The 15,520-nt window shown below is 62.3% G+C and carries 16 protein-coding genes; 3 read left to right on the forward strand and 13 right to left on the reverse strand.

Annotated elements, in window-relative coordinates; all coding sequences use genetic code 11:
* Nucleotides 1-17: 17 nt before the first annotated feature.
* Together parE and PARACOCCUSGL_RS0101535 are read left to right on the forward strand one after the other, a co-directional pair.
* Nucleotides 18-1,988 (forward strand): DNA topoisomerase IV subunit B, encoded by a 1,971-nt coding sequence (parE, locus tag PARACOCCUSGL_RS0101530; RefSeq protein ID WP_010392356.1) that lies wholly within the window; start codon nucleotides 18-20, stop codon nucleotides 1,986-1,988.
* Nucleotides 1,985-2,320, forward strand: a complete 336-nt coding sequence (locus PARACOCCUSGL_RS0101535; RefSeq protein ID WP_010392358.1) for a YnfA family protein — start codon at nucleotides 1,985-1,987, stop codon at nucleotides 2,318-2,320. The genes parE and PARACOCCUSGL_RS0101535 overlap by 4 nt, the downstream gene beginning before the upstream one ends.
* On the opposite strand, the gene PARACOCCUSGL_RS21355 is transcribed toward PARACOCCUSGL_RS0101535, so the two are convergent.
* From PARACOCCUSGL_RS21355 to ccoN, 12 genes are all read right to left on the reverse strand, one after another.
* A complete protein-coding gene (locus tag PARACOCCUSGL_RS21355) occupies nucleotides 2,289-2,729 on the reverse strand; it encodes a hypothetical protein (RefSeq protein WP_192826976.1) in 441 nt (146 codons plus the stop codon). The two genes, PARACOCCUSGL_RS0101535 and PARACOCCUSGL_RS21355, sit on opposite strands and share 32 nt — an antisense overlap.
* A 113-nt stretch (nucleotides 2,730-2,842) precedes the next feature.
* The gene (locus tag PARACOCCUSGL_RS0101545) at nucleotides 2,843-3,346 is read right to left on the reverse strand and encodes a phosphatase PAP2 family protein (RefSeq protein ID WP_010392363.1); all 504 of its coding nucleotides are present in this window, start codon (nucleotides 3,344-3,346) and stop codon (nucleotides 2,843-2,845) included.
* Between the two features lie 16 nt (nucleotides 3,347-3,362).
* Nucleotides 3,363-4,025, reverse strand: coding sequence for an ABC transporter ATP-binding protein (locus PARACOCCUSGL_RS20165; protein WP_010392365.1), 663 nt, complete (start codon nucleotides 4,023-4,025; stop codon nucleotides 3,363-3,365).
* Nucleotides 4,018-5,319, reverse strand: coding sequence for an ABC transporter permease (locus PARACOCCUSGL_RS0101565; protein ID WP_010392368.1), 1,302 nt, complete (start codon nucleotides 5,317-5,319; stop codon nucleotides 4,018-4,020). Before PARACOCCUSGL_RS0101565 ends, PARACOCCUSGL_RS20165 begins: the two co-directional genes overlap by 8 nt.
* Nucleotides 5,320-5,406: 87 nt before the next feature.
* Entirely contained in the window at nucleotides 5,407-5,565 is a 159-nt protein-coding gene (gene ccoS, locus PARACOCCUSGL_RS0101570) for a cbb3-type cytochrome oxidase assembly protein CcoS (RefSeq protein WP_010392371.1), read from the reverse strand.
* A gap of 15 nt (nucleotides 5,566-5,580) precedes the next feature.
* Nucleotides 5,581-7,782: a heavy metal translocating P-type ATPase gene (locus PARACOCCUSGL_RS0101575; protein ID WP_010392373.1), complete on the reverse strand. Its 2,202-nt coding sequence runs from the start codon at nucleotides 7,780-7,782 to the stop codon at nucleotides 5,581-5,583.
* Between the two features lies 1 nt (nucleotide 7,783).
* Complete coding sequence (locus tag PARACOCCUSGL_RS0101580; protein WP_010392375.1) at nucleotides 7,784-8,248, reverse strand: FixH family protein; 465 nt, start codon at nucleotides 8,246-8,248, stop codon at nucleotides 7,784-7,786.
* Nucleotides 8,248-9,705 carry a cytochrome c oxidase accessory protein CcoG gene (gene ccoG, locus PARACOCCUSGL_RS0101585; protein ID WP_010392376.1) on the reverse strand — a complete coding sequence of 486 codons (1,458 nt, stop codon included), beginning with the start codon at nucleotides 9,703-9,705 and terminating at the stop codon, nucleotides 8,248-8,250. The genes PARACOCCUSGL_RS0101580 and ccoG overlap by 1 nt, the downstream gene beginning before the upstream one ends.
* A gap of 291 nt (nucleotides 9,706-9,996) precedes the next feature.
* Nucleotides 9,997-11,025, reverse strand: coding sequence for a cytochrome-c oxidase, cbb3-type subunit III (ccoP, locus tag PARACOCCUSGL_RS0101590; protein ID WP_010392378.1), 1,029 nt, complete (start codon nucleotides 11,023-11,025; stop codon nucleotides 9,997-9,999).
* A complete protein-coding gene (locus tag PARACOCCUSGL_RS0101595) occupies nucleotides 11,025-11,213 on the reverse strand; it encodes a CcoQ/FixQ family Cbb3-type cytochrome c oxidase assembly chaperone (RefSeq protein ID WP_010392381.1) in 189 nt (62 codons plus the stop codon). Before PARACOCCUSGL_RS0101595 ends, ccoP begins: the two co-directional genes overlap by 1 nt.
* Before the next feature lie 8 nt (nucleotides 11,214-11,221).
* Nucleotides 11,222-11,947 (reverse strand): cytochrome-c oxidase, cbb3-type subunit II, encoded by a 726-nt coding sequence (ccoO, locus tag PARACOCCUSGL_RS0101600; RefSeq protein ID WP_010392383.1) that lies wholly within the window; start codon nucleotides 11,945-11,947, stop codon nucleotides 11,222-11,224.
* Between the two features lie 9 nt (nucleotides 11,948-11,956).
* A complete protein-coding gene (gene ccoN / locus PARACOCCUSGL_RS0101605) occupies nucleotides 11,957-13,576 on the reverse strand; it encodes a cytochrome-c oxidase, cbb3-type subunit I (RefSeq protein WP_029371287.1) in 1,620 nt (539 codons plus the stop codon).
* Between the two features lie 247 nt (nucleotides 13,577-13,823).
* Here ccoN and PARACOCCUSGL_RS0101610 point away from each other — a divergent pair, with 247 nt between their 5' ends.
* Complete coding sequence (locus PARACOCCUSGL_RS0101610) at nucleotides 13,824-14,657, forward strand: universal stress protein (RefSeq protein WP_010392386.1); 834 nt, start codon at nucleotides 13,824-13,826, stop codon at nucleotides 14,655-14,657.
* Between the two features lie 70 nt (nucleotides 14,658-14,727).
* Here PARACOCCUSGL_RS0101610 and fnrL read toward each other — a convergent pair whose 3' ends face one another.
* A complete protein-coding gene (fnrL, locus tag PARACOCCUSGL_RS0101615; RefSeq protein ID WP_010392388.1) occupies nucleotides 14,728-15,477 on the reverse strand; it encodes a transcriptional regulator FnrL in 750 nt (249 codons plus the stop codon).
* Nucleotides 15,478-15,520: the final 43 nt, after the last annotated feature.

The raw sequence follows: 15,520 nt of genomic DNA on the forward strand, positions 1-15,520 counted from the left end.
CAAGACGAGCAGGTGCCATGGCTGACGATCTCTTTCCCGCCGCGGATAAGGCTGCCGAAAGCTATTCGGCCTCCTCCATCGAGGTGCTCGAAGGACTCGAGCCGGTGCGCAAACGCCCGGGCATGTATATTGGCGGTACCGACGAACGGGCGCTGCACCATCTGGTGGCCGAAATCCTAGACAACTCGATGGACGAGGCTGTTGCTGGTCACGCCAGCCGTATCGAGGTCGAGCTGCTGGCCGATTACTCGGTCACAATCCGCGACAACGGCCGCGGCATTCCAATTGACCCGCATCCGAAATTCCCCGGAAAATCGGCGCTTGAGGTAATCCTTTGCACGCTGCATGCCGGTGGCAAATTCTCAGGCGACGCCTATCAGACATCGGGGGGCCTGCATGGCGTCGGTGCCTCGGTCGTCAACGCGCTTTCTGACAGCATGGTGGTGCAGGTCGCCCGCAACCGGGAACTTTACGAACAACGCTTCTCGCGCGGCTTGCCGTTGGGTCCGGTCGAAAAGGTGGGTGCGGCACCGAACCGGCGCGGCACCACCGTAACCTTCCACCCGGATGAGCAGATCTTCGGGCACCACCGCTTCAAACCGGCGCGGCTGGTTCGCATGGTTAAATCCAAGGCCTATTTGTTCTCAGGCGTCGAAATCCGCTGGAAATCAGAAATCGACGACGGCGAAACGCCGCTAGAGGCGACCTTTCACTTCCCGGGTGGCCTTGCCGATTACCTCACCGAGGTGCTGGGCAATTCCTCGACCTATGCCGACCGTCCCTTTTCGGGCAGCGTCGATTTCAAGGAAAAATTCAACACCCCCGGCAAGGTCGATTGGGCAATCAACTGGACGCCCTCGCGCGATGGTTTCATCCAGTCCTATTGTAACACCGTGCCTACGCCCGAGGGTGGCACCCATGAGGCTGGCTTCTGGTCCGCAATCCTGCGCGGCATCCGGGCCTATGGCGAGCGGGTGAGCAACAAGAAGGCGGCGCAGATCACCCGCGACGACCTTCTGACCGGCGGCTGCGCGCTGGTGTCCTGTTTTATCCGAGAGCCGGAATTTGTCGGCCAGACCAAGGACCGCCTTGCCACGACCGAAGCGCAGCGACTGGTCGAAGGCGCGGTGCGCGACCATTTCGATAACTGGCTGGCGTCTGACACGAAATCAGCGGGCGCGATCCTTGATTTTCTGGTGCTGCGTGCCGAGGAACGGCTGCGCCGCAGGCAGGAAAAGGAAACCGCCCGCAAATCGGCCACGAAAAAACTGCGCCTGCCCGGCAAGCTGGTCGACTGCTCGGCCACCAACCGCGAGGGGACCGAGCTGTTCATCGTCGAAGGCGACTCGGCCGGCGGCAGCGCCAAGATGGCGCGTGAACGCACGACTCAGGCACTGTTGCCCCTGCGCGGCAAGATCCTGAACGTGCTGGGCGCAGCTTCGTCCAAGCTGGGCTCGAACCAGGAAATCGCCGATCTTTGCCAGGCGCTTGGGGTCGGCATGGGCTCGCGGTTCAACATCGACGATCTGCGCTATGACAAGATCATCATCATGACGGATGCCGATGTGGATGGGGCTCATATCGCCAGCCTGTTGATGACCTTTTTCTTTACTCAGATGCGGCCGCTGATCGACAAGGGGCATCTTTATCTGGCCTGCCCGCCGCTTTACCGGCTGACGCAAGGTGCATATCGCATCTATGTCGCCGATGACGCCGAGAAAGAGCACTGGCTTGCCAAGGGTCTGGGCGGCAAGGGAAAAATCGACGTGCAGCGTTTCAAGGGTCTGGGCGAGATGGACGCCAAGGACCTGAAAGACACCACCATGAACCCCAAGACCCGCAAGCTGATCCGTGTCTCGATCGACGAGGACGAAGGCGGTGAGACTGGCGATCTGGTCGAACGGCTGATGGGCAAAAAACCCGAGCTGCGCTTTCAGTTCATTCAGGAAAACGCGCAGTTCGCGGACACTGAAGAGCTGGACGTGTGACGCTGGCTGCGCCGATTGCGCTGTACGTTCTTGCGGCGCTGGCCGAGATCGCGGGCTGCTTTGCTTTCTGGGGATGGCTAAGGCTGGGCAAGTCCCCTTTGTGGCTGGTGCCGGGCGTGATCTCGCTGGCTCTGTTTGCCTGGCTGCTGACACGGGTGGACACGGATTTCGCCGGCCGCGCCTATGCGGCCTATGGCGGGATCTATGTCATCGCCTCGCTCGGCTGGCTTTGGCTGACCGAAGGGCAGGTGCCGACGCGCTGGGATCTGATTGGCGGGGCGCTTTGCGTTCTGGGCGCAATCATGATCCTGATCGGATCACGGGCAGCCTAGGCGCAACAGCCCCCCGCCCCGCACCTGGCAGGTCGAAGGCACGCCCCTTTGCCACGACTTTCTGCCAGTCCGCGCCAAGCGTTTCCCGCGCCGAAAGGGCATTCCCAGCCTCGGGCGAGCCATCTGAGACCATTCTGATCACCATTCCCCGGGAATAGTTTTGTTGGAATCCGACAATGATATCGCCCTGCCCCGCGCTGTCACTTTGATCGCCGAGGACGACGAATTTGTCGCCGCCCTTGCGGATCACCTCGATCGCAGCGGATTTGAAGGCAACGTTACGCGCGCCTGCCGGACCACAGGCCGGGGCAGCATGGGTCGCAACCTTGAACGTATCCTTGCTCATCGGCTGGATCTGGGTCTGGGCGCAGGCTGCAAGCATAAGCAGCAGCGCCGTCATTCCCGACATGACAAAAACCCCATCTGAAACCCCGCCTGAAGAACGCCCGCCCCGCTTACACAAAGCAGGCGTGGACCCTCGAATGGGGTTATCCTGGCGCTAAAACCTTGAGAAATGATTGATCAGAACCGCATGCCGACAGAAAAACTGGCACCTTCGCTGCCGATGCCAAAGCTGGCTGCACCAAAGCTGAATCCGACAAGCGCCCCGGTCCAGACCTGCTCGGGCGTATGCTCTCCGGCGTGAACCCGGCTCCAGCCGGTCAGGCCGGCGGCACCGTAGGCCAGCGCACCAGCCTCGGGTTGGTCATCGAAACATTTCCCGGCAAGATCCGCAGCGCCGAAAAAGGCGGCAGCGGTATGACCCGAGGGGAAGCCTTTCCCCTCACCCGAGGGCCGGCGCGAGATTGGCTGGCCGTCAAAGAACTCTTTCATTCCCCAGACCAGCGCAGCTTGCAGCAGCCCCCGGACAGCGAAATCCTCAAACCGGCCCTGATCGGCGGCGCAGACAGCGGCGGCTAGCGGCAGGCCATATTTCATGGCCGTCCCGAATTGTTCGAACGGATCGGCTGCCACTGGTGCAGAAACCGCCAGGGAACAGGCGCAAAGCGCAGCCGCCAATCTCATGAGCACCTCCTTTGCCTCAACCGCCCAGACGGATTACCCGATCCATGCGCTGTGCGAGGTCAAGGTTATGGGTGGCGATCAGTGCCGCAAGGCCCGTCTCGCGCACCAAAGCCATCAGCACGTCAAAAACCTTGTCCGAGGTCGCCGGATCAAGGTTCCCCGTCGGCTCATCCCCCAACAGCAGCGATGGCTGGTTTGCCAGTGCCCGGCAGAAAGCAACGCGCTGCTGTTCGCCCCCCGAAAGCTGCGCCGGACGATGATCAGCGCGATGGCTCAGCCCGACGCGGCCCAACAGATCCAGCGCCCGGGCGCGCGCGGCCCCTTCGGCCACACCATTCGCAAGCTGCGGCAGGATGACGTTTTCCGCCGCCGAGAACTCGGGCAGCAGATGGTGGAACTGATAAACAAATCCCAACTGTTCACGCCGGGCCTCGGTCCGGGTCCGGTCGTTCTGCCCGCTCATGTCGCGGCCATTTAGCAGCACGCGACCACTGTCGGCGGTATCAAGCAGCCCCGCGATATGCAAAAGCGTCGATTTCCCGGCCCCCGAGGGCGCGACCAGCGCCACCACCTCGCCCTGCGCGACCGACAGTGACAGGTCCGACAGCACCGGAACCGGGGCGGGCCCGGCCAGTCCGTAAGTTTTTGAGATGCCTTCCAGAACCAGAACGTCACTCATAGCGCAGCGCCTCGACCGGGTTCATGCGCGCGGCGCGGCGCGCAGGAAAGATGGTGACGATGAAAGACAGGCCTAGCGACAGAACCGCAGCACGGAAAATGTCCCAGGCCCTCAGATCGGCAGTAAGCTGGTAGATGCCGCGCACCTCGGGCTGCCATGCGCCGCCCCCGGTCAGTGCGTTCAGCGCCGCCATGATGTGATCGACGTTCAGCGACAGGATCACCCCCAGCACGACCCCGGCAATGGTGCCGATTACGCCGGTGAACGCCCCGCAAAGGAAAAAGACCCGCAGCACCGCACCTTCGGTCAGGCCCATGGTGCGCAGGATACCGATGTCACGCCCCTTGTTCTTGACCAGCATGATCAGGCCCGACGTGATATTCATCGAAGCGATGAGCACGAGGATCGAGAGGATGAGGAACATCACGTCATCCTCCATATCAAGCGCGGCAAGAAACGAACCTGAGGCATCGCGCCAGGTCCAGACCTGCGACCGCTCACCTGCCACCTGCAGCAAAGGCAGCGTCCAGTCGTCGATCCGTTCGGGGTTATCCACAAAGACCCCGATTTCGTCCGCCACACCCTCGCGGTTGAAAAAGCTCTGCGCCTCGGCAAGAGGCATATAGATCCGCGTCTGGTCCACATCGTAGCGGCCGGCCGAAAAGATAAAGACCACCTCAAAGGATTCCACCCGCGGCGTAGTGCCAAAAGGCGTCCTGGCACCGTCGGGGGCCACAAGCTGCAACCGGTCGCCCAGCCCGATGCCAAGGTCGCGTGCCATGCCGATACCAATGGCGATGCCCTGATCAAAGGCATCAATTTCACCTGCCGATCGTTCGGAATCAACGATCCCGGACATCGCCTTGAGCGACTCGGCCGTCACGCCATAGACATCGCCCAAGGCGGCCGCATCGCCCTGCCGCGCCATGACCTGCGCCCGCACCGCCGGGACCGCGCGGGTCACGCCGGGGATCTGGGCGATGCTGGCGGCGACGGCCTCATAATCCTCGACCCGGCCGGGGGTGACATAGGTTTCCTCGGTCAGCTCATTATAGATCTGTGTCGGCGCGTAATAGACCGTGCTATGTGCATTGGCACCCAGGATCGTATCGACGAAATCGGACCTGAACCCGGCGCGCACCGCAAGGGTGGTGATCAGCGCCATCACCCCAAGGGTAATGCCGATCAGGCTGATCCAGGTCATCACGCTGACCCCGCCCTCGGCGCGGCGTGCGCGCAGATAGCGCCAGGCAATCAGGAATTCATATCGAGAAAACGGGGCGGGACTGGCCATCGCTCACCTGTCTGTTGGCTCGCGTCTGATTGACCTGTCCCCGCCCGCAATGCAAGCCAACAAGGCCGTGACCGGCAAAGCGATGCATCAGGGCTTGGGCCGGTCGTCCCATTCGGTGCTGAGGATCCGCTCGGCGTCGCCCTTTGGGTCCTCATATTGCCGGCCGCGCAGCGCCCAGATGAAGGCAATAAGCCCCAGCCCGCCAAGCGCGAGCGAGACCGGGATCAAAAGGCCAAGAATCTCCATCCCGTTCCCCTTTCCTCAGCGCCGCAGCCGCAGCGCATTCAGCGTCACGCTGATCGAGCTCAGCGACATGGCAAGCGCCGCCATCAGCGGGGTGGCAAAACCGGCAATGGCAATGGGCACAGCGACGATATTGTAAAGAAACGAGATGGCGAAATTCTCTTTGATGCGCGAACGCGCCTGCCGGGCCAGCGTCAGTGACTGTGCAACCGGGGAAAGGTCGCTGCCGACCAGCACGATATCCGAGGCGGTACGCGCCGCATCAAGCGCCGAGGCGGGTGAGATCGAAACATGCGCCTCGGTCAGTGCAGCGGTATCATTGAGCCCATCGCCGACCATCAGCACATGCAACCCCTGTTCGCGCAGATCATGCACGGCCGTGGCCTTTTCGACCGGAGTAACGCCAGCCCGCCATTCGGCGATGCCAAGACGGGTCGCCAGATCCTCGACCACCGGCGCGGCATCGCCGGACAGCAGGAGCACCCGCCGCCCCGAGGCAAGGATCGCCGAGACGCATTCCCCGGCCCCCGGACGCAGCCTGTCCGAAAACTCCAGCCGGATCGGCGCACCCTGACCAAGCGACAGCCAGCTGGCCGAAAGACGGGCATCGCCATGTTCGGCACCTAGCCAGTCGGCACGGCCAAGCCGGACCTCGCGCCCCTGCCAGTTGCCCGCAATACCATAGCCCGGCACTTCACGCAGATCAGCAAGGGGTGCAGGTACAGTACCCGCCCCAACCAGTGCCTGCGCCAGCGCCTGTGACAGCGGATGGCCCGAGCCCTGCGCCAGCGCCAGCGCGACAGGCCGCGCCTCAACCGGGATGACATTGATCGAAACAAGCTGCGGCACACCCATGGTCAGGGTACCGGTCTTGTCGAAAACCACGGTATCGACATCAGCCAGCCGCTCAAGCGCAGTGCCCTCTTTGATCAGCATGCCGCGGCGGAACAGCCGCCCCGACGCTGTGGTGATCACTGCCGGGACAGCAAGGCCAAGCGCACAGGGACAGGTGATGATCAGGACCGCCGCCGCGATGTTTACCGCCAGCCGCAGGTCATGGGTGGCCAGATACCAGCCAAGAAAGCTGCAAAAGGCCATAAGGTGCACCAGCGGCGAATATAGCCGCGAGGCGCGGTCGGCAAGACTGGTATAATGGCCGCGCGCCGATTCAGCCGCGGCGACCAGTGCCGTCAGCCGCGCCAGTGAGCTGTCGCGCCCGGCTGCCGTCACCCGCAGGACCAGGGGACCGGTCAGGTTCACCTCGCCCGCCGAAAGCGCAAGGCCCGGGGCGGCGGCGACCGGAATGCTCTCGCCCGTTAAAAGCGAGCGGTCGATTTCGCTCATCCCGTCGATGATCTCTCCATCGGCGGGGACGCGGGCGCCGGGGCGGATGCGGATCAGATCGCCCGGTACGAGCTCGGATACCGGCACGGGCTCATCGCCGGCAGCAGTGATACGAAAGGCGCGCGGCACCTCAAGCGCGGTCAGCTCTTCGGCAGCGGAACGGGCGACGGCGCGGGTGCGATAGTCCAGATAGCGCCCGATCAGCAGAAAGAAGCACAGCATCACCGCCGCATCGAAATAGGCGTGCCGGCCCGAGTTCAGCGTTTCATAGACCGAGATGGAACTTGCCAGGATCAGCGCCAGCGAGATCGGCACATCCATCCCCAGCCGCCCATGGCTGATCGCCCGCCAGGCGCTGGAAAAGAAAGGCCGGCCAGCAAAGGCAACAGTCGGCAGGGCAATGGCCCCGGAAATCCAGTGGAACATGTCCCGCGTCGCGGCCTCGGCCCCTGACCAGACTGCAACCGACAGGATCATGATATTCATCATCGCAAAACCCGATACGCCAATGCGCATCAGGATATCGCGGCCCTGCCGGTCGGCAGCGCTGGCGCTAAGCGCAGCGGGGTCAAGCTCATGCGCCTCATAGCCGATGCTTTCGACGACGGGAATCAGCTCTTCGGCACTCATGCCCGGCGCGTCCACGGTGACGCGGCGCAGGGTCAGGTTAACCCGCGCGGCCTTGACCCCGGGATGACGGTTCAGCACCCCCTCAACATCGGTGATACAGGTTGCGCAATGGATGGTCGGCAGCGACAGGATGATATCCGCCTGCGCCCCTTTGGCCGACGCGATGCGCGAAGCCAGCGGCGCAGCATCGCAAGCCGGACAAGCCGAAAGCCGGGCATCGTGGTCGTGCAGCGTGGCGTCCGACATCTCACTGCACCCGGTTGCCGTTGTAGTGGTCGATACGCTGGCGGAACACTGTGCCGTCTGGCGCGGTGGCGGTCAGGTGGATGTTCCATTGTCCCGGCGCAAGAACAAGCGGCGCACGAAAGAGGCCGCCAGAATAAGTGAACTCGGGCCGCTGATCGTCGCGCACATGGGTGGGACGACCAACGGTGACCTCAAGCGTGCTGACAGGGGCAGGATTACCCTGACCGTCACGGATCACCAGCACCATTTCGCGCCCGTCATAATCCGGGGTCACGGTCCAGTTCAGCGCCTCTTGTGCGTTGCGATCACGGTCAAAGCGTTGCGAGGCAACATAGCTGTTCTTGACCTCAAGCCCAGGAAAGGTGCCGACGGCTTTCACGGCCATAAAGACATTGACCGCGATGATAATGCCAAAGGCCCCCAGGGTGATCAGCAACACATGGCGGCCAGTCAGTTCGCGCGGCATCACTCACTCCTTCCATGGAAGACCGTGCCGATCCGGGACTTGTTCCCATCGGTGGCATCTTCGACCCACAGCGTCAACTCGCTTTGCTCACTGCCGGCAAGGGCCGAGCCCTTTTCGGCGGTGATATAGACGCGTTGGGTATGGGTACTGTTCGCAGATACGCTGACGCGGGTGTCAGGCAGACCCTCAAGCGTCACGGTGACGCCCTGCGGCAGGGTACCATCTGCGCCAAGGACCGAAACGGTAAATTCACGCTCGTCCCCCTGCTTGTTGCGCAGGCGCAGCGCATAGGTGTTGCGGATCGCACCATCGGCCATGGTGACGTAAAGCGGGTTCCTGACCGGTGTCACGTTCAGATCGAACGGAGAGCGCAGGAACAGCGCAACCAGCAGCGCAACCCCGATCCCGGCCCAGAGCGTAAAGTACAGCACCGTGCGCGGACGCAGGATATGTTTCAGCAGCGGTTTCGGGGTCTCGCCCGCACGCTCGGCTGCCTCGTCCCGCAGCGCCATATAGTCGATCAGGCCGCGCGGTTTGCCGATCTTGCCCATCACCTCGTCGCAGGCGTCGATGCACAGCGCGCAGGTGATGCACTCCAGCTGCTGGCCGTCACGAATGTCGATGCCCATGGGGCAAACGTTCACGCAAGCCATGCAGTCGATGCAATCACCCTTGGGGCCGCCTTCGGATCTGGTCGCCTCCCCCCGGTGCAGTTTGCCACGCGGCTCACCCCGCCATTCGCGATAGGCGACGGTCAGGGTTTCCTCATCCATCATCGCGGCCTGAATGCGCGGCCATGGGCAGGCATAAATACAGATCTGCTCACGCGCGAAACCGCCAAACAGGAAGGTGGTCGCGGTCAGAATCCCCATGGTGATATAGGCGACCGGATGGGCGTCCCCGGTAAAGAGATTGCGAAGCAGCGTCGGCGCGTCGGTGAAATAAAAGATCCAGGCCCCGCCCGTCGCCACGGCGATCAGCAGCCAGATCGCCCATTTCGTCAGTCGCAGCCTCAGCTTGCGGGCATCCCACGGCGCGTTCCACAGCCGGACACGAGCGTTCCGGTCGCCCTCGACCCAACGCTCTGTCAGGATGAAAAGATCGGTCCATACCGTCTGCGGACAGGCATAGCCGCACCAGACCCGCCCCAGCGCCGAGGTGAACAGAAACAGCCCCAGCCCCGCCATGACCAAAAGGCCGGCAACGAAATAGAATTCATGCGGCCAGATCTCGATCCAGAAGAAATAGAAGCGGCGGTTGGCCAGATCGATCAGCACCGCCTGATCGGGCAGGCTTGGTCCCCGGTCCCAGCGGATCCACGGCGTGATGTAATAGATCGCCAGCGTTACCGCCATGATGATCCATTTCAGGTTGCGAAACCAGCCATGGACACGGCGGGGAAAGATCGGCTCTCGGGCGGCATATAGACGTGGCGGGTCGATGTCGGGGTTCGACATGATTAGCTCCTGTTGCGCGTGGCCCGATCATAGCGGGCCGGGCCGCACCGGCGCATTGATCTGCATCAAGCGCGGGTCCGCTGGCTTATAGCGATGGAACAAGGTGCGGGGCATGGGCCGCTTTGTCGCATGCGCCAAAGACCTGCCTCGGAGAAAAACACGCGAACCGGCTTGCGCCGGCCGCAGGGATTGACGTTTGATAAGCGCACCGGCCCCCTTGGAAACGCGCGAACAGGACAGGGGGCCGGTGCCTCCCCGGCCGGTTACCCGGCCAGGGATCCCGGTGTTTTGTTATTCGCCGCCGCCAAGGCTGTGGACATAGGCGGCAACGGCGCGAATGTCGGCCTCGGACAGACGGCCCGTCCAGGCGGGCATGACGCCAAAGGGTCCGTCATGCACAATACGTGTGATCGTTGCCGGGTCCGAACCATATAGCCAGACCGCATCCGTCAGGTCCGGGGCACCCTGGCTGCGGTCGCCGGTGCCGTCCTCGCCATGGCACGAGACGCAGTTATCGGCAAAGACCGCCTCACCTTCGGTCGCCAGCGCCGCGTCATGCGGCAGGCCGCCAAGCGCAAGCACATGGTTTACGACCTGACGGATCTGAGTGTTGTCCAACATCTCGTCCGTGCCAAAACGCGGCATTTCCGAATAGCGTGTATCATCGTTCTGCGGATCGCGGATACCGTGGGTCACGGTGGTGTGGATATCCTCCAGCGAGCCGCCCCACAGCCAGTCATTATCCAGCAGCGAAGGGTAACCCGTCGCACCGCCCGCCCCGGAACCGTGACACTGCGCGCACCAGGTGCGGAAGATCGCAGCACCGGCATTGGCGGTATAGTTCGCCAGTTCCGGATCGGCGGCGATTTCCTCAAGCGGGGTTTCTACCAGCTTGGCCTGGATGGGCGCATTCGCGTCCTTGAATCGCTGGATCTCGGCCGCCACGTCCGAGCGATAGTTCTGGCCCAGCACCCCTTGTGTCGATCCGTTCAAAAGCGGGATCGCAGGATAGGCGATGACATAGGCCACCGACCAGATGATGGTGGCGTAAAAGGTCCACAGCCACCAGCGCGGCAGCGGATTGTCATATTCCTCGATCCCGTCCCAGGAATGGCCGGTCGAGGGCACCTCGATCACCCGGCGCGCGCCCTTGCGGTCGCGCACGACCCGGGTTGCACCGGGGCGCGGGCTGACCGGCTGACCCTCGGAGGATTGGGCAAGGGTCTGGTCCTTCTGAGCCTTGTCGGCGGCCTGGCGTTCCAGCTCGGCCCGGTTATCGGGGCTCTGCGGGCTGGTGTGCTCGTCGTCGGTATCGGCCATCACTCGACCTCCTTCTCGCCCGCCGGGGCGGGCCTCATCTCATTGCGGAAGATGCTTTCGGCTGCGTCACGGTGCATCGGCCGCGAACCCGGCCTGAAGGCAAAGACCACCACGCCCAGAAAAAAGATCACCAGCGCCAGAAGCACCCAGCTATCGGCCAGTTCGCGCAGGAAAGAATATCTGTCCATGACGCACCTCAGCGATTTGGATCAGGTTCGAAGGTCGAGAAATCGACCATCGTGCCCAGCACCTGCAAATAGGCCACCAGAGCATCCATTTCAGACACGCCGGGGCGGCGGTCGAAATTGCGCTGCTGGGCACCCGGATAGCGTTCCTCAAGGCCCGAGGCATCCGCATCAGGATCGGCCTGCGCCAGGAAGTCGGCCCGACCGGCGGCGATCATCTCGTCGCTATAAGGCACGCCGACCAGCGCATCGGTGCGCAAGCGTTGCTCGATGTTCGAGGGGTCGATCTTGCGATCCAGAAGGAAGCCGTATTTCGGCATGATCGATTCCGGCACCACCCCTTGCGGGTTCACCAGGTGGTCGATGTGCCATTCGTCCGAATAGCGTCCCCCGACCCGGGCAAGGTCCGGCCCGGTACGTTTCGAGCCCCACTGGAACGGATGATCATACATCGACTCGGCGGCAAGGCTGTAATGGCCATAACGCTCGACCTCGTCGCGCATCGGGCGGATCATCTGGCTATGGCAGACATAGCAGCCTTCGCGCACATAGATGTCGCGCCCCTTCAGTTCCAGCGGCGTATAGGGCCGCATCCCCTCGACCTTCTCAATGGTGTTCTGCAGGTAGAACAACGGCGCAATCTCAACGATGCCCCCGATGGTCACCACCAGAAAGGAAAAGACCAGCAGCAGCGTTGCGTTCTTTTCCAGAACCTTATGCTTATCAAGAATTGCCATGATCCGTCCTCACTCTGCCGGGACCGCAATAGTGGTCGGCTGGGTCTTGGGCTGGCGCGCGACCGTGGCCCAAAGGTTGTAGCACATGATCAGCGCACCGCCGAGGTACAGCACCCCACCAAGCGCACGCACCACGTTCATCGGGAACTTCGCGGCAACCGTGTCGGCGAAGGCGTTGACCAGGAAGCCCTGAGAATCGACCTCGCGCCACATCAGCCCTTCCATGATGCCCGAGACCCACATCGAGGCGGCGTAAAGCACCAGGCCGATGGTCGCGAGCCAGAAGTGCCAGCTGACCAGAGAGAGCGAATAGAGCCGTTCACGACCCCACAGACGCGGCACCAGATAGTAAAGCGCGCCAAAGGTGATCATGCCGTTCCAGCCCAAAGCGCCGGAGTGGACGTGACCGATGGTCCAGTCGGTATAGTGCGACAGCGAGTTCACGGCCTTGATCGACATCATCGGACCTTCAAAGGTCGCCATGCCGTAGAAGCCGACCGCAACAACCATCATGCGGATGATGGGATCGGTGCGCAGCTTGTCCCATGCGCCCGAAAGCGTCATCAGACCGTTGATCATACCACCCCAGGAAGGCATCCACAGCATGATCGAGAACACCATGCCCAGCGTCGAGGCCCAGTCGGGCAGCGCGGTATAGTGCAGGTGGTGCGGACCGGCCCAGATGTACAGAAAGATCAGCGCCCAGAAGTGGATGATCGACAGCTTGTAGCTATAGACCGGACGCTCGGCCTGTTTGGGGATGAAGTAATACATCATCCCCAGGAAGCCGGCGGTCAGGAAAAAGCCCACGGCGTTATGTCCGTACCACCATTGCGTCATCGCATCCTGCACGCCCGAGAACAGCTGCACCGACTTTGAGCCGAATACGCTGACCGGGATCGCCAGGTTGTTGACGATATGCAGCATGGCGATGGTGACGATGAAGGACAGATAGAACCAGTTCGCCACATAGATATGCGGCTCTTTCCGCTTCAGGATCGTGCCCAGGAACACGGCCAGATAGACGACCCAGACAAGCGTCAGCCACCAGTCAACGTACCATTCGGGTTCAGCGTATTCCTTGGACTGCGTGGCACCAAGAATATAGCCGGTCGCTGCCAGAACGATGAAAAGCTGATAGCCCCAGAACACGAACCAGGCCGCATTGCCGCCCCAAAGCCGTGCGGCCGAGGTGCGCTGCACGACATAGAACGACGTGGCGATCAGCGCGTTGCCACCAAAGGCAAAGATCACCGCCGAGGTATGCAGCGGGCGCAGCTTGCCAAAGTTCGTATAGCCCATGGTGATGTCGCTGAGGTTCAGCACCGGAAAGGCCAGCTGCAGGGCGATGACCACCCCGACCAGAAAGCCCACGGCCCCCCAGAATGCGGTGGCGATGACGCCGGCCCGCACCACCCCGTCCATATATTCGGTCTCAGGGTGGGGCTCGAGGGAGGGTTGCTCGTTCCCCATCTGGCGCAGCACCCGCACGAACATGACACCCGCCACCAGCATGACGATCAAGGCGTTCACTAGGTAGGCGGGATCATCGGGCCGCGCATAGTTGGCCGCGATCGCGGCCAGAACCGCAATCGAGCCAAGCGCGATCAGCTTGATGGTGTCCAACATGAATTTCTGTCCTTCATCCAGCGGCGAGACCACCCGGGACATCAAAAGACGCTGCCGGGTGGGGCTTCGACAGATCCTTTTATCTCTGCACAGTTTCGTGAGACTTTGATCTGCATCAATCAGGATACACGGGACAGGTGTAAAATCGTTAAATATCCGGACAGGATGTCGCAGTTGGCTAAGGCGAGCGATTGCGATTCCCCCCGGAAAGGGGCAAGAATCGCCCTGAACCGTGAAAGGAGAGCCCATGGGCTACAAGACAATCCTGACCGTTCTTACCAATACCAATCAGCACAAGCAGCTTGATTCGGCCATCGCCATGGCCCGGCGCGAGGATGCGCATCTTGATGTATTCTGCCTTGGTGTCGATCACACCCAAAGCGGATATTACTACGCCGGTGCCTCGGCCTATGTGTTCCAGGAATCCATCGACAAGGCCATGGCCGCAGCAAGCGAGCTTGAAGAAAAGGTCCGCGAGCGGCTGAACCCCGAGGATATCCGCTGGTCGGTCGATTCGGCCGTGGCACAGGTCGGCGGGCTGTCAACGCTGGTCGGGATGCGCGCGCGTTATGCCGATCTTGTGGTGCTGAGCCGCCCCTATTGCGAAGGCGCGCCCACCGACGCCGAGGCAGTGACCGAGGCCGCCTTGTTCGAGGGCACCGCCCCGGTTCTGATCGTCCCCGAAGAGCTGAAATCGCCCTTTGGCAAAAAGATCATGATCGCCTGGAACCAGTCGAACGAGGCGATGGCCGCCGTTCGGCGCGCGCTGCCCCTGCTGATCGCAGCGGATAGTGTCGAAATCACCATCATCGCTCCCTCGCCCACCGGCCCCGAGCGTTCGGACCCCGGCGGTGCGCTATGCCAGATGCTCACTCGCCATGGCGTCAAGGCAGAGATCGCGGTTCTGGCCAAGACGCAGCCATTGGTCAGCGATATTTTGAATCGTCGCGCGACCGAGATCGGCGCCGATATGCTGGTCATGGGCGCCTATGGCCATTCGCGTTTCCGCGAGGCGATCCTGGGCGGGGCCACCCGCAACATGCTGGAAAAGGCGCAGGTCCCTGTGCTGATGACGCACTGATCAGACATGAAAAACCCCGCGGCGAATGCCGCGGGGCATAACCCGGGACAGGCAGGCTGCCCGATTGGCTTTAGCTCAACGGTCCGCCATCGGAATCATCTCCGCTTTCCAGCACCAGGTCCTGGAACGAAGGCACGATCACCCGGCGCTTGCCTTCAAGCTCGATCACCCCTTCACGCTTCAGCGCGCTCATCTGCCGGCTGACGGTTTCCAGCGTCAGGCCAAGATAATCTGCCATCGCTTCACGCGTCAGCGGCAGTTCGACGGCAATGCGCCCCTCGGGCCGACGCTTGATCAGTGCCGCCTCGCGCCGGGCAAGGATAACCAGCAGCGAGGCGATCTTTTCACGCGCCGATTTGCGCCCAAGCAGCAAAAGCCAGTCGCGCACGGCGTCCAGTTCGTCCAGCGTCATCTCAAGCAGGCGGCTTGCGATGCGGGGATTGTCAATGAGCAACCGCTCAAAGGGCTTGCGACGAAAGCAGCACAGCAACAGATCGCTGGTCGCGGTGACGGTATAGGCGGCTGACTCACGACCCGGCCGGCCCAGAAAATCGCTGGGCAGCAACAGGCCGACCATCTGGGTGCGCCCATCCTCAAGCTGCTGGGTCAGCCCCGCCATGCCAGCCACGACCGAGGCCACGAAATCCATCCGGTCGCCAGCCCAGACCACCACCTGCCCCGCCTCAAACCGGCGATAGAATTTCATGCTTTCCAGTTCAGCCAGTTCATCGCCTTCGCAATGTGCACAAACAGCCCGATAGCGGATGGGACAGATTTCGCAGGGCTGCTGCGTCGCGCAAAGGGCGGCATCATGTGGCATTTGATTTGTATCAAGGTCCTGGCGCGAGTTAGGCCAATAATAG

The sequence above is a fragment of the Paracoccus sp. TRP genome (genome assembly GCF_000185925.1).
Lineage (GTDB): Bacteria > Pseudomonadota > Alphaproteobacteria > Rhodobacterales > Rhodobacteraceae > Paracoccus > Paracoccus kondratievae.

Bases quoted from the DNA above. Each gene is read 5' to 3' on its own strand.
- parE (WP_010392356.1), top strand. From the start codon at position 18: ATGGCTGACGATCTCTTTCCCGCCGCGGATAAGGCTGCCGAAAGCTAT.
- PARACOCCUSGL_RS21355 (WP_192826976.1), bottom strand. From the start codon at position 2,729: ATGTCGGGAATGACGGCGCTGCTGCTTATGCTTGCAGCCTGCGCCCAG.
- PARACOCCUSGL_RS0101545 (WP_010392363.1), bottom strand. From the start codon at position 3,346: ATGAGATTGGCGGCTGCGCTTTGCGCCTGTTCCCTGGCGGTTTCTGCA.
- PARACOCCUSGL_RS20165 (WP_010392365.1), bottom strand. From the start codon at position 4,025: ATGAGTGACGTTCTGGTTCTGGAAGGCATCTCAAAAACTTACGGACTG.
- PARACOCCUSGL_RS0101565 (WP_010392368.1), bottom strand. From the start codon at position 5,319: ATGGCCAGTCCCGCCCCGTTTTCTCGATATGAATTCCTGATTGCCTGG.
- ccoS (WP_010392371.1), bottom strand. From the start codon at position 5,565: ATGGAGATTCTTGGCCTTTTGATCCCGGTCTCGCTCGCGCTTGGCGGG.
- PARACOCCUSGL_RS0101575 (WP_010392373.1), bottom strand. From the start codon at position 7,782: ATGTCGGACGCCACGCTGCACGACCACGATGCCCGGCTTTCGGCTTGT.
- PARACOCCUSGL_RS0101580 (WP_010392375.1), bottom strand. From the start codon at position 8,248: ATGCCGCGCGAACTGACTGGCCGCCATGTGTTGCTGATCACCCTGGGG.
- ccoG (WP_010392376.1), bottom strand. From the start codon at position 9,705: ATGTCGAACCCCGACATCGACCCGCCACGTCTATATGCCGCCCGAGAG.
- ccoP (WP_010392378.1), bottom strand. From the start codon at position 11,025: ATGGCCGATACCGACGACGAGCACACCAGCCCGCAGAGCCCCGATAAC.
- PARACOCCUSGL_RS0101595 (WP_010392381.1), bottom strand. From the start codon at position 11,213: ATGGACAGATATTCTTTCCTGCGCGAACTGGCCGATAGCTGGGTGCTT.
- ccoO (WP_010392383.1), bottom strand. From the start codon at position 11,947: ATGGCAATTCTTGATAAGCATAAGGTTCTGGAAAAGAACGCAACGCTG.
- ccoN (WP_029371287.1), bottom strand. From the start codon at position 13,576: ATGTTGGACACCATCAAGCTGATCGCGCTTGGCTCGATTGCGGTTCTG.
- PARACOCCUSGL_RS0101610 (WP_010392386.1), top strand. From the start codon at position 13,824: ATGGGCTACAAGACAATCCTGACCGTTCTTACCAATACCAATCAGCAC.
- fnrL (WP_010392388.1), bottom strand. From the start codon at position 15,477: ATGCCACATGATGCCGCCCTTTGCGCGACGCAGCAGCCCTGCGAAATC.